The sequence below is a fragment of the Exiguobacterium sp. EA-TM-5 genome (genome assembly GCF_053878415.1).
The window spans coordinates 2,865,402-2,878,489 of sequence record NZ_CM132670.1; the positions used below are offsets into that span (position 1 = coordinate 2,865,402).

14 protein-coding genes are annotated in these 13,088 nt (G+C 46.0%); 8 read left to right on the forward strand and 6 right to left on the reverse strand.

Annotated features, from left to right (window positions below; all coding sequences use genetic code 11):
* Positions 1-43: 43 nt before the first annotated feature.
* Positions 44-1,075 carry an NADPH dehydrogenase NamA gene (gene namA / locus ACV3PA_RS15030; RefSeq protein ID WP_456125154.1) on the reverse strand — a complete coding sequence of 344 codons (1,032 nt, stop codon included), beginning with the start codon at positions 1,073-1,075 and terminating at the stop codon, positions 44-46.
* Between the two features lie 12 nt (positions 1,076-1,087).
* Positions 1,088-2,008 carry an HD domain-containing protein gene (locus ACV3PA_RS15035; protein ID WP_053452637.1) on the reverse strand — a complete coding sequence of 307 codons (921 nt, stop codon included), beginning with the start codon at positions 2,006-2,008 and terminating at the stop codon, positions 1,088-1,090.
* Positions 2,009-2,112: 104 nt separating this feature from the next.
* Between ACV3PA_RS15035 and ACV3PA_RS15040 the strand changes: the two genes are divergently transcribed.
* From ACV3PA_RS15040 to ACV3PA_RS15050, 3 genes are all read left to right on the forward strand, one after another.
* Complete coding sequence (locus ACV3PA_RS15040) at positions 2,113-3,018, forward strand: magnesium transporter CorA family protein (RefSeq protein WP_053452636.1); 906 nt, start codon at positions 2,113-2,115, stop codon at positions 3,016-3,018.
* A gap of 63 nt (positions 3,019-3,081) precedes the next feature.
* Complete coding sequence (dinB, locus tag ACV3PA_RS15045; protein ID WP_053452635.1) at positions 3,082-4,161, forward strand: DNA polymerase IV; 1,080 nt, start codon at positions 3,082-3,084, stop codon at positions 4,159-4,161.
* A 58-nt stretch (positions 4,162-4,219) separates the two neighbouring features.
* Complete coding sequence (locus ACV3PA_RS15050; RefSeq protein ID WP_053452634.1) at positions 4,220-4,432, forward strand: YhzD family protein; 213 nt, start codon at positions 4,220-4,222, stop codon at positions 4,430-4,432.
* Positions 4,433-4,487: 55 nt separating this feature from the next.
* Here the strand turns inward: ACV3PA_RS15050 and ACV3PA_RS15055 are convergent, their stop codons facing one another.
* Positions 4,488-4,862, reverse strand: coding sequence for a YlbF/YmcA family competence regulator (locus ACV3PA_RS15055; RefSeq protein ID WP_023467337.1), 375 nt, complete (start codon positions 4,860-4,862; stop codon positions 4,488-4,490).
* Positions 4,863-4,882: 20 nt separating this feature from the next.
* Entirely contained in the window at positions 4,883-6,019 is a 1,137-nt protein-coding gene (locus tag ACV3PA_RS15060; protein ID WP_456125155.1) for a DUF445 domain-containing protein, read from the reverse strand.
* 74 nt (positions 6,020-6,093) lie between these two features.
* Between ACV3PA_RS15060 and ACV3PA_RS15065 the strand changes: the two genes are divergently transcribed.
* The 5 genes from ACV3PA_RS15065 (at position 6,094) to ACV3PA_RS15085 (ending at position 10,060) form a co-directional block, all read left to right on the forward strand.
* Positions 6,094-6,927 carry a PucR family transcriptional regulator gene (locus ACV3PA_RS15065; protein WP_053452632.1) on the forward strand — a complete coding sequence of 278 codons (834 nt, stop codon included), beginning with the start codon at positions 6,094-6,096 and terminating at the stop codon, positions 6,925-6,927.
* A 118-nt stretch (positions 6,928-7,045) separates the two neighbouring features.
* Positions 7,046-8,152: an ABC transporter ATP-binding protein gene (locus ACV3PA_RS15070; protein ID WP_053452631.1), complete on the forward strand. Its 1,107-nt coding sequence runs from the start codon at positions 7,046-7,048 to the stop codon at positions 8,150-8,152.
* Positions 8,153-8,315: 163 nt separating this feature from the next.
* A complete protein-coding gene (locus ACV3PA_RS15075) occupies positions 8,316-9,083 on the forward strand; it encodes a transporter substrate-binding domain-containing protein (RefSeq protein ID WP_053452630.1) in 768 nt (255 codons plus the stop codon).
* Positions 9,080-9,730, forward strand: coding sequence for an amino acid ABC transporter permease (locus tag ACV3PA_RS15080; RefSeq protein WP_053452629.1), 651 nt, complete (start codon positions 9,080-9,082; stop codon positions 9,728-9,730). Before ACV3PA_RS15075 ends, ACV3PA_RS15080 begins: the two co-directional genes overlap by 4 nt.
* A gap of 141 nt (positions 9,731-9,871) precedes the next feature.
* Positions 9,872-10,060 carry a hypothetical protein gene (locus ACV3PA_RS15085; protein ID WP_053452628.1) on the forward strand — a complete coding sequence of 63 codons (189 nt, stop codon included), beginning with the start codon at positions 9,872-9,874 and terminating at the stop codon, positions 10,058-10,060.
* Between the two features lie 195 nt (positions 10,061-10,255).
* Here the strand turns inward: ACV3PA_RS15085 and ACV3PA_RS15090 are convergent, their stop codons facing one another.
* Positions 10,256-11,152: an aldo/keto reductase gene (locus tag ACV3PA_RS15090; protein ID WP_053452627.1), complete on the reverse strand. Its 897-nt coding sequence runs from the start codon at positions 11,150-11,152 to the stop codon at positions 10,256-10,258.
* Positions 11,153-11,289: 137 nt separating this feature from the next.
* Positions 11,290-13,026, reverse strand: a complete 1,737-nt coding sequence (locus ACV3PA_RS15095; RefSeq protein WP_456125156.1) for a phospho-sugar mutase — start codon at positions 13,024-13,026, stop codon at positions 11,290-11,292.
* Between the last annotated feature and the right edge of the window lie 62 nt (positions 13,027-13,088).

Sequence of the window (13,088 nt, forward strand, 5' to 3'; positions counted from 1 at the left end):
AAGCCTTCTCGGCTTCCTTTTTTTCGTTTTCAAGACGTAATGTTTAGCGAACAGTCCGGATTGGTGCCCGTTCGTATTGTTTCGGCAAGGCGACCGTATCTCCTAACTCAGCCGCTGCATGATAGACCCAGTAAGGCTGGCGAAGTAACTCACGTGCGAGCAGAACGATATCTGCGCGACCGTTTCGAACGATTTCTTCTGCATGGGCTGCCGTCGTAATCAATCCAACCGCTCCCGTTGCAATACCCGTTTCTCGTTTCAACTCTTCTGCGTAGCTCACTTGATAACCCGGATACACTTGCGGCACCGCATTTGCTACGACAGCACCTGAACTACAATCGAGTAGGTCGATGTTGCGTGCTGCTAGTTCCTTCGCAAGTGGAATATAGTCTGTTGCCGTCATTCCACCTGCCGCATGGTCAGCTGCTGAAATCCGAACCCAAATTGACAGCTTCGTGACTTCCTGAATACCATCAATGATCTCTAACAACAAGCGCATCCGATTTTCCGTCGATCCACCGTACTGGTCCTCACGCACGTTCGATAAAGGAGAGAGGAATGTGTTCAACAAGTATCCGTGAGCACCATGAATTTCAATGAAATCATATCCTGCTCGTTCCGCACGTAAAGCTGCATCGATGAACTGCTGTTTGATTGTTGCAATTTCTCCAAGAGTTAATGCTCGCGGATGTGTATACGTATCATCAAACGGTAAGTCACTCGGTGCAACGGGAGGATTAGCCGTTGTGCTTTTACGTCCCGCATGCGCCAGCTGAATTCCTGCTTTTGCACCCGCCGCTTTGACTTGCTCTGCGATTCGTTGTAAGCCTTCGATATGTGCATCTGACCAGATACCGAGGTCACCAGCTGAAATCCGACCGTCTGGCGTGACGGCACTTGCTTCCAAAATGACGCCACCGACACCACCCATTGCACGGGTTGCATAGTGTGTGACATGCCAATCCGTAACGAGTCCATCTTCTTTTGCACTGTACATGCACATCGGTGCCATGATGACCCGATTGCGGAATGTCAGTGTTCCGAGTTGAACCGTATCAAACAACTTCGTCTTCATCTTTCTTCCCCCTTATAGCTTCGGACGGTAAAAAGCACGATTATCCAAGGCAAATGATCGTTCCGAGAACTGTCCTGGTTCAACATATTCAAGGAGGCGATCCATCATCGTCATCCGTGCATCGAGGTTATCGATCAAGAATAAGACTTCCGCTTCACGCATTTGTGGTGCAACGGCAGAACCCCATTCTGGTCGTCCGTGATGACTTAAGACGAGATGTTGCAAGACCGTCAGTACTTCTGCGTCGATTTGTAATTCTGCTCCGACTTTTTCGAGTTCCGCTACCATCATCGTAATATGACCGACCAGCTTTCCTGGTAACGTGTATTCTGGTGCAACCGGATCGGATAACTCCTTGATTTTCGCATAATCATGTAGAATGATGCCACTGATTAGCACATCACGGTTTAGCGTCGGGTAGAGTTGAGCAATTTGGTCTGCTAGACGCAACATGGAAAGGACGTGGTAAGACAGTCCTGAATAAAACGCATGATGATTCTTGACTGCTGCCGGATGCGTGAAGTAGGCGTCGAATCGTGATGTAATCAAATGCTTGACGAGCTTTTTCATATCACTATTTTGAATCGATTCTACGAACGCGAGTACTTCCGTCTCGATCTGTTCTCGTGGAATCGGTGCGGATTGGACATAGTCCTCTACATTCGTCTCCTCAAGGACCGTGATTTGCTTGAGTTTCAATTGCGTCCGCCCTCGATAGTCCATGACTTCTCCAGCGGCATGGACGATCGACTTTGGTGCATATTTCTCAAGATCACTCGTATCCCACATCTTCGTCTCAATTTCACCTGTCTTATCCGTCAAGATAATCGTCAAATACGGCTTCCCATTTGCCGCGATTCCTTTGACCGCTTGCTTGATCATCGCTCGCTGATCGAGCGTTTCTCCAATCGCTAACTTACCGATTCCTTTCATACTTGAAACACGTCCTTTATCTGTAAAATAGGTGTCTTTTTTATACTCGATTAACTACACTTAAGGTATATACTATTTCATTCTACTATATGGGAGTCATGAACATGGAACTGGAACCTCAATTTAATTGGTCCCGCTATCTTGATTTAGCTGACTATGAACAAACATTTCCGACAACTGTCGTCGACCAATCTGAAATGGATTGGGTCACACAGCTACGATCAAAAGATATGAACTTCACTCGTTCGGAAAAAGGAGTCCTTTACGGAGCTGTCGTCACATGGCAAAATCCTGTCGATAAAAGCGATCGTCGATCGATTTGTTTTTACGTGACAAAAGAAAAGTTGATTACGATCGGACTATCTGAATCGATCGTAACACTTGTCGCCCCCTACTCACCCGCGCATCCGTTCGCTGCCTTTTATACGATTCTTGCCTTACAGCTGAATACCTATTTTGCCGGTATTGATTTATTTGAGACGGAATTGTTTTCAAGACAAGACGAACTGCGTGGCAGCATCAATGAAGATTCGCTCGATAGTATCTTCGCGCTACGCGATACGATCGAGAACTGGTCCGATTTGATTGTTCCATTTCAAGAACTCGTCATGGCCGGAGAGGAATCGTTTCTTGAAGAAGAATCGTATCTAAAGGATCTCTCATTAAAGCTAGCTACGAAACGCGTTCGTCGCCTATTGATGCTCATTGAACACTATCAAAAAGACATTGAGGTCCTTCTCGACTTATCGACGACCGTCTCGAACTTCCGCGGAAACGAGATCATGAAGGCACTGACAATTTTTACTGCCGTCGCGACACCAACGATGGCTCTCGGTGCGATTTGGGGGATGAACTTTAAAATCATGCCAGAACTAGAATGGAAATATGGTTATGCCATATCTCTCGCTCTAATCTTTCTCTCGACCGGTGGCATCTTCTACTGGATGCGCTGGCGTGGATGGTTAGGCGCTCTTGTTCGTATGCCAAAAAACAGTCAACCTAAAAAATAGATATCAGAACATAAGTTCGTTATACTAATTGTATCATAACTACTGAAAGGAGACGCGTGAACGATGGAACGAAAAATCATTCATATTGATATGGACGCCTTTTACGCTTCCGTCGAGCAACGCGATCGTCCTCGATTAAAAGGTGTTCCCGTCGTCGTTGGTGGACCGCCGCATGCTCGTGGTGTCGTAGCGACCTGTTCCTATGAAGCACGTAAATACGGTATCCATAGCGCAATGCCATCAAGACGTGCGTTCCAGCTTTGCCCCCGTGCCGTCTTCATTCGTCCCCGCTTTGACGTCTATCGTGCCGTCAGTGCGCAAATCATGGAACTTTTTCGAGAAGTGACACCACTCGTCGAACCGCTCTCGCTTGATGAGGCATACCTTGACGTCACGGAGAATTATTTTGATCAAAAAAGTGCGACCTATATCGCACAATATGTCTTACAACAAATTAAAGAACGGACAGGTTTAACTGCTTCTGCTGGTGTCTCCAACTCAAAGCTCGTCGCAAAAGTTGCTTCCGGTTATAAGAAACCGGACGGCATGACGGTCGTTCCACCAGAGGACGTCCTCAGTTTCTTATCCCCTTTGAAAATCGGAGATTTACACGGCATCGGAAAAGTAACGGAACAAGCGTTACGGAAACAAGGAATTGAGACTGTATCTGATGTCCAACAGATGCCGGTCGAACAATTAAGAGCATTGCTCGGACGCGATCGTGGAACCGAACTGCATGCGATGGCACATGGGATTGATGAACGCCCTGTCCGTCCGGAACGAGAACGAAAATCGATTGGTTCTGAGACGACTTTCGAAGAAGACACAGAAGATATCGATACGATATTTGAGACGTTGATTCGAGAATCAAAATCTGTCATTGCGAGCCTACAGAAAAAAGAACTCGTATGTCGGACGATCACAATCAAGTGGAAGACTGACACGTTTCAATCTCGCTCGAAACGGCATACCTTTTCAGAAGAAACAGCAGACGAAGAACGCTTGCTCGAAGAAACAACCAAACTATTCAACGGTATCGCCTTTGACGGTCCGATTCGCTTGATTGGTATGACCGTCAGTCACCTCTCTACTCCTCCAGCTGCGAGACAGCTGACATGGCAGGACTTGGACTTACGCTTGTAAAATGAATGGTTATTCATTATACTGAAGGCAAGAACGAGCGAATAAGGGAGGAACAGGTATGCAGTATACGATTACAGTATTTTCAGATCGTGGGGAAACATTGCTCGATGACGTCTTCGAAGCAGAGTCGGATGGACAGGCACGGGAAGAAGGTATCCGTCGCCTAAGTGCGAGTGAGTATGCTCATCACGCAGCTCGTGTCACACTTTCCGGTCGTTTGATTCACTTCGAGCGGGCTTACCTGCCACGGATTGTTCCCACTTCATCTTGAGCGATATATGAAAAAAGGAAGACGCGCCATATCGGCACGTCTTCCTTTTGCTTACTTATTGAACGTCGTCTTGTTGCTCCATCATTGGTGCGTAGAGTTCTTCTAACGGCTTCATGATGATTTGTGTGACTTCCGTCAGCATCGTGTGCATCCGTTGCTCCTCTTGCATTAACTGGCTGATCAATGGATTGTTTTGTACTTCAAGCATTTTTGTTTGTGCCGATGCCATATCGTCTGGTGTAATTTCTTCACCTTGCATCTGTTTTTGTTGTAATTCGAGTTGGATGTTGCGGAATGAAGCGAATAACTCGTTTGATTCTGGATCTGCGTTGACTTGTGTATACAAATCTTTTAATGTCGTATACTCAGAAGTTTCGCGTAAAGCGCGCTCCAGTGTGTACGCGTGATCGTATAAGTTTGTTTCTGCCATGAGTAAAACCTCCAATTTGTTTAGACGAGATAAAGCCCCGCCTGTATCAATCCAATTAAACCACCTAACAACCCTCCAAGCCAAGTGATAGCCCGGAATTCTCGCTTAGAAATCGATAAGACGATTTCCTCTAAATAGGCGGTGTCTAGCAAATCGACTTCTTCTCGAACGATTGTTTCGAGATCGAGCGTCTGAAGGATCTGTCCGATTTGATTCGTTGTCCGTTCGAATAGATGATCGATGACGACAGGGACATGTTGCTCGAGCAGTTGTGACTCAAGTGGACTTAACCAGACACGTAACGGTGTAGCAAGCATCGATTCAATCGGTAAACGTGCCATAACCTGTTCCTTGACAGTCTGTCGAATTCGCGACTCTGTCTCTTCCGTCAGATAAGACGAAAGTGGACGATCCAGTCCCTTCTGCCATTCCTGACGTAATAATGCCAAGATGAACTGAGACGTCGACTCTGATTGAAGTACCCGTTTCAGCTCTGGCTGAATCATATCGACGACGTTAACGTTCGCGAGCAACATCCCGAACATCCCACCACCGAGTCGCTGTTGGATGAAACGCGCAACAGTTTCCTCAAGTTGCAAACGTCCTTCTGGTCCGTCAAAATATTCTTCTGCCTGTTCCAATACGGATGTGACGAGTTGCGGCATGACCTCTTCGATTTTTTGTTCTCCAGCTTCTCCAATCAGTTCGCGTATGGACTGCTCGCGCCACTTCCCCATTAAGTTTGAAAACTCCTGCTCCAAATGGTAACTGATTTTCCCTTGAATCCGTTGTTTCGGTTCATTAATGAAACGACTGATCCATGCTTCCGTCGTCTCTTCGGAACGTGTCCATTTCAAAACTTCTTGTTCGACGAGACGTGTAACGGCACCTCGAACAGCTGGCGATGCGAGTCGCTTCCCGATCCCTTCTGGCGTCAACAGATGCTTGACAACTGTCCGTCCAAGGTTTGCTGCCAGTTCATCCCGTCGTTTCGGAATCAGACCAGGTGTAAACGGCACGCGAAATTTTCCGATATATTTCGGTTCAAGCGGTCGAAACAACATCCGAATCGCCAAGTGGTTCGTGATTGCTCCAATAAGAGCACCAATGACGACAATTCCAACGAGCTTTAACACGAGTAAAAATGTATCTGACATAAGTTATCATTCCTTCCGATTTTCGACTTATGGTAAAGTCGAGATAGTTATGTACGATTTAGGAGTGATGCCGTGTGTTACGACAACTAATGACTTTATTCAATGACCAGCTTACGACCGATCCGAATCTATATTGCCAGGAACAGTATAGCGTATATCGCCTGGCAGATGGACTTTGTTTTGGAATCAAGACGACCGCTATCTCTGACCGTGAACAACAACTGCTTGATGTATTTGCTGAACGCATTATCACGACATCTCGGTCAGATACTGATACATGGCGAGAGCGTCTTCAATCTGCTCATGCGCCGGAAGAACAGCCCTTTCGGCTTGTCCATTTTTTATTCAATCCAACCGATGAACGAACAAGTGAAGAAATTCAACAACTACTCTCCTCTTTCTTTTCGCAGACGAGTATCCTGATTCCTTTTAGTACACACCGTTTTACGGTCGTCGAACGTGAAGAGTTCGCCATCGAGTCAGAACTATCCGATTTATTTTTAGCATTACAATCTGATTTTGTGCTCGACGGTAAGGTCTTGCTTGGTCAACAACGTACTGCAGGTGATATCGCCATTCAGTTTCAATTAGAGCAAGCAGCACTTGTATCCGTTCCTTCGATGCAAGTCGAGCGCTTTTTGCCTGCTATGACTCGTCTTGCAAGTCTTGATGATCGTTACCGCGCAACACTTATCGACCGGTTCATCCTTTCACTCGAGCCAGAGTCTCGTGAGACGATCCTCGCCTTTTGTCGCGCCAATTTGAATGTCTCCCTAACCGCAAAACATCTATTCCTACATCGTAATAGTCTTCAGTACCGACTCGATCGATTGACGGAACAGACCGAAATCGACGTCCGTTCATTTGAAGGGGCTACTTTTCTCTATACCTTGCTTCTTGTAGCATGATGCCTAATTGAAAACGTTTGCATTTAGTCAGGTTGTCCATAGGCAGACCACCTGACTTCTTTTATACTATTTCTTGTAAGCGTTATTATTTCATCATTTACATTAGGGGGAACTACACATGGCTGAAATTCGTCTTGAACATATCGATAAAATTTACTCAGGTGATGCAAAAGCGGTTGATGACTTCAACCTTCACATTAAAGATAAAGAATTCATCGTCTTCGTCGGACCATCAGGTTGCGGTAAATCAACGACGCTCCGGATGATCGCTGGTCTCGAAGAAATCTCAGGTGGAGACTTCATCATCGATGGTAAACGTATGAACGATGTAGCACCAAAAGATCGCGATATCGCGATGGTCTTCCAAAACTATGCGTTGTATCCACACATGAACGTCTTCGATAACATGGCATTCGGATTAAAGCTTCGGAAGTTCCCAAAAGATGAAATTAAGCAACGCGTTGATAACGCAGCTCGTATCCTTGGTCTTGAAGAATATCTTGAGCGGAAACCAAAAGCTCTTTCTGGTGGTCAGCGCCAACGGGTAGCCATCGGACGTGCCATCGTTCGTGATGCAAAAGTCTTCTTAATGGATGAGCCACTCTCGAACTTAGATGCTAAATTACGTGTCCAAATGCGTAAGGAAATCATTCAGTTACACAAACGTCTCGAGACGACGACGATTTATGTCACCCACGATCAGACAGAAGCGATGACGCTCGCGACACGAATCGTCATCATGAAAGCGGGTATCATTCAGCAAGTCGGTACGCCAAAAGAAGTCTATGATCACCCAGATAACATGTTTGTCGCTGGATTCATCGGTTCACCATCAATGAACTTCTTGACAGGTAAGCTTGCGGAAGACGGTCTCTTCCATGTTTCCGGAACAGAAGAGAAATTCGAAGTACCAGAAGGAAAAATGAAAGTTCTTCGCGATCGCGGTTACACAAACAAGGATCTCGTCCTTGGAATCCGCCCAGAAGACATCCATGCAGAATTAATTTATCAAGATACAAAAACAGCACATCGCTTCCCAGCGCATATCGAAGTGTCTGAATTGATGGGTGCAGAGTCTTATCTCTACTCAAAAGTCGGGCAACAAGCGTTCACGGCTCGTGTCGACTCACGTTCACACGTCGAGATGGGATCAGATCTTGATCTCTTCTTCGATATGACAAAAGCACACTTCTTCGACTCTGCAACGGAAGCAACGATCCGTTAATCACATCATTGATAAGTTACGATGTTTCAGACTGTCCTTTTAAGGGCAGTCTTTTTTATTGACAGACGTTCCTGTAACTTTGTATGATACTGCTTGTAGCTTAAAATTAATCCTATTCGAAAACTAGGAATTGAAATCATTCATTTATAAAGGAGAGAGCGCTATGAAACACGGTTTGAAATTAGCTGTAGCAGCATTATCGACAGCGGGGGTGCTTGCAGCATGCGGCGCTTCGAACGACAACGCAGGTTCTGATAAAGAGTCAAAAGTCATTACAGTCGGTACGGAAGCAACATACCCACCTTTCACGTATAAAGAAAAAGGAAAATTGATGGGTTATGATGTAGACGTCATGAACGAAGTCGCAAAACGGGCTGGCTATAAAGTCGACTACAAAGCGATGGACTTCAAAGGACTCATCCCAGCACTTGATTCAAAACGAATCGATGTCATCGCGAACCAAATGGGAATTACACCTGAGCGTCAAGAAAAGTATGCCTTCTCTGATGCGTATACAGTTTCGGGGTCAACGATCATCGTCAACAACAAAACAAACGATATTAAAACACTCGATGACTTAAAAGGTAAGACAGTCGGTTCGACACAAGGTTCACTTTACGCAAAAACGGCTGAAGAAGCAGGCGCTAAAGTAAAATACTACAAAGGTGCGAATCAAGTCTTAAAAGATCTTGAAGCAGGTCGTGTTGACGCAGCAATGAACGATCGTCTCTTCGTCTTGACTGAGCTGAAGAAAGCTGGCTACAAAGTTAAAGCAGTCGGTGAGACATTCGACAAGAACGAATCAGGTTTCATGATGGCGAAAAACAGCAAGTATACGAAAGACTTCAATAAAGCACTCGCTGAGATGCAAGAAGACGGCACTCTTGCAAAAATCGGTAAGAAGTACTTCAACGAGGATATCAGTAAGTGAGTGAATTACTGACGATCGTCCGAGATAACTCGGACGTCTACGCAAAGGCGATTGGCACGACCCTTCTAGCAAGTGGTCTCGCCATCGTCTTTGCGCTTATTCTTGGATTGATTCTTGCCGTCATGCGTGATAGCCGCCTTGCCGTCTTCAGCGGTTTTGCACGTTTATACGTCTCGTTCTTCCGCGGAACGCCACTCTTGTTGCAAATCTTGATTCTTTATAATGGTCTCGTCACGCTTCAATTGACTGGATTCCAAGCCCTTGCTTTCGGCTTATCGCTTCACTTTTCCGCATATATCTCGGAATCGTTCCGCGCTGCCATCTCATCTGTCGATCGCGGACAATGGGAAGCTGCTGATTCACTTGGAATTCCGCGTCGGAAGACATTCAAGGATGTCATCTTGCCGCAAGCACTATCTCGAGCGATTCCACCGCTCTCAAACTCGGTCATCGATATCATCAAGTCAACTTCACTCGGTACAATCGTTGCTGTTGAGGAATTGACGTACGTCTCTGACCAGATTTCAGCGACAACGTATCTCGTCATGCCATTGCTCTTGTTCTCGGCTGCGATTTACTGGATCATGTCGACACTCATTCAAAGTGTTCAACATCGCTTAGAAGCACGCTTCAGTATTCCAGAATAATCTTTCCCACACTTGGAACCGTATGGATACCAAGTGTTTTTTTTAGATTTTTTTAGGTTTAGCACTAGGCAATCCGGGAATAATCAAGTATACTAATAAAAATCAGAATTATCTGACAACTTAAAAAGGAGCGTGGCCGAGATGAAACAAGTAATTGAAGCTTTCCGTAGACAAGATGCAGAGCAGCGAATTCCAGTGCTACGTCTCGAAATCGATTATGAGCTCAGTACGCTCTTCGATGCGATTCAAGTCAATGACCAAGCTGCCGTTTCAGCAAGTAAAGATCGTCTAGATAAATACCGTCAGGAGATGCTTCGTTTAGAAGCTTAACCTCATAGATCCCCCATCTCTCCTCCCCCTTGAGATGGGGCTTTTTTTGTCTAATTTTCAAATGAGAAGAACATTCGTCATTAAATCATCTCAACATTGAATAAAGGAGGGCCGTTTCCGAATGATTCGGCAAATGGTCCTCCCTCTTTCTTTAGCTAACGGAGGGCATTATGGTCCGTCCGTTTCAGTTCTATCTTAATCGACGTCACGGCCTCGTGATGCTTTCAAGATCTCAAACCATTGCTCACGCGTCAACGACAGCTTCGTCGAACGCACAGCAGATTCGATACGTTCGATCTTACCAGAACCAACAATTGGCATGATTCGCGCTGGATGTTTGAGCAACCATGCATATGCCACTTCATCGATTTCTTCTGCTCCAATCTTCTCTGCGATTTCAGCTAGTTTCTCACGTAGTGGTGCATATTGCTCGTCCTTGAACAGACGACCGCCCGCAAGTGGACTCCATGCCATCAACGGCATCTCATTTTCGTGACACAGATCAACCGATCCATCTTCGAAGTGTTTCAATTCTGAAACTGACAACTCGAGTTGGTTCGTCACGAGCATGAACGGTAAGCGTGACTGAATCAGACTTTGTTGAGCAGGTGTATGGTTTGAGAGACCGAATGTCCGTACCTTACCCGCATCCTTCAATTCAACGAATGCTTCTGCAATCTCGTTCGGGTCCATTAATGGATCGGGACGATGAATCAATAATGTATCGACGTACTCGACACCAAGTTCTTGCAGTGAGCGGTTCACTTGTTTGATGATATGGTCTTTCGTCGTATCATAAAACGATAACGACTGATCCGAGAAATGATTGCCCTTCATCTTGATGCCTGTTTTCGTAACGATCTCCATCCGATCACGTAGCTCCGGTTTTAAAGCGAGCGCTTCTCCGAATAATCGTTCATTCGTATAGTCACCATAGATGTCCGCGTGATCAAACGTCGTAATTCCTAAAGCGAGACATGCTTCAATCAATTCGAGACGTTCTTCCGTTGTCATCTCCCATTCATTCAATCGCCATAAACCATGAATGATTCGTGAGAATGATAAATCTTCTGTTAGCTGAATCCGTTCCATGTGTCCTTCACTCCCCTATTGTATAAACTCTATCTCGTTTACTGTACCTCAAAATGGTACCGGTTGCACGAATTTCACTTTTGGATGATCCAAGACAAAAAACAGGACCCCGTCGATGACGTGATCCTGTGTAAGACTTATTGAATTTGTTCGACTTCTTGCATGACCTCATCTTCGATTTGCTGACGTTTTCGTGTTGTCTCGGCAGCATCTGGTGATGTGACGCTGAAGTAGAACTTGATCTTCGGTTCTGTACCTGATGGACGAAGGCAGAACCATGATCCATCGCTGAGCGTGAACTTCAGAACGTTTGATTTTGGTAGGTTAATTGGTGACGGTTGATGTGTCTTTAAATCATGCGCGATGCTCGCATCGTAATCTTCAAATAAGACAACTTGTTCTCCAGCCACTTGTTTAGGTGGATTCTCACGGAACGTATCCATGATACGACCGATTTGCGCCACACCGTCCTTCCCTTTTAACGTCAGAGACCGGAGTGACTCTTCGAAGTAACCGAACTTCTCGTAAATCGCTTGTAATGCCTCATAGAGCGTCCGTCCTTCGTTCTTGTGATACGCAGCCATCTCAGCAGCAAGCAAGCACGCTTGGACCGCATCCTTGTCACGACAGAAGTCACCGATGAGATAACCATAGCTCTCTTCATATCCGAAGAGATACTCGTATTGACCGGATGCATTGTATTGTTTGATTTTCTCACCAATGAACTTAAAGCCTGTCAATGTATTCTCAACGTGAAGATCATAGTGACGTGCAATCAACGCACCTAGTTCCGAAGTGACGATCGTTTTCGCGACGAACCCGTTCGCTGGCAGAGTTCCTTGCGCCGCTTTTTGTGAAAGGATGTAGTCGAGTAATAGCGCGCCTGTTTGATTCCCTGTCAGGACTGTCCATTCGCCATCTGCATCACGTGTCGCAACGCCGACACGGTCAGCATCTGGATCCGTCGCAATCAAGATATCAGCATCTGCCCGGTCACCATATTCGATGGCGAGTTTAAAGGCAGCATGTTCTTCCGGGTTCGGTGACGTCACGGTCGGGAACGCACCGTCCGGCTCCGCTTGCTCCTGAACGACTGTCACATGTTCGAATCCGTAACGTTTCAAGCCTTCCGTTACCGGAACAAGACCCGTTCCGTGAAGTGGTGTGAAGACGATTTTTAATGGATCTGTTAATTCCGATTGAATCGAAGGTAAGACACGAATCGTTTGTAATTTTTCTTGGTACGCTTCGTCGAGTTCTTCTCCAACGCGGACGATTAGTCCGTTCGCACGAAGGACTTCTTCCGACTTCAGTTCAATCGATAACTCATCTTCGATCTGACTGACGTACGAAACGAGCTCATCCGCTTCTTTTGGTGGGAGTTGTCCACCGTCATCACCGTAGACCTTGTAGCCATTGTACTCTGGTGGGTTGTGACTCGCCGTGATGACGATCCCTCCCGCTGCTTTTAAAGAACGAACTGCAAATGAAAGTTCTGGTGTCGGACGTAGACCGTCAAACAGATACGCTTTAATCCCATTGCTTGCAAGCGTCCGTGCTGCTTCAAGCGCAAACTCCGGTGAGAAGTGGCGTGAATCATGCGCGATGACGATTCCCTTCCCCGCTGCTTCTTCTCCCGATGCCTTAATAAAGGCTGCAAAACCTTGTGATGCTTTACGCACTGTGTACACGTTCATCCGGTTCGTCCCGACGCCGATTTCTCCGCGCATACCACCTGTCCCGAATTCGAGTTCTTTGTAGAATGCTTCTTCGGCTGCTTTATCATCTGTCGCTAGCGTGACGAGTTCTTCTTTTAATGTGCGATCTAAATCAGCGAACTGATCCCATTTTTGATAGGTTTCTTTCCATGACATGGTAAATCGACTCCTTTTTTAATAAGGGTAAGACTTGCGATGATGCGATACCTTTCATATGA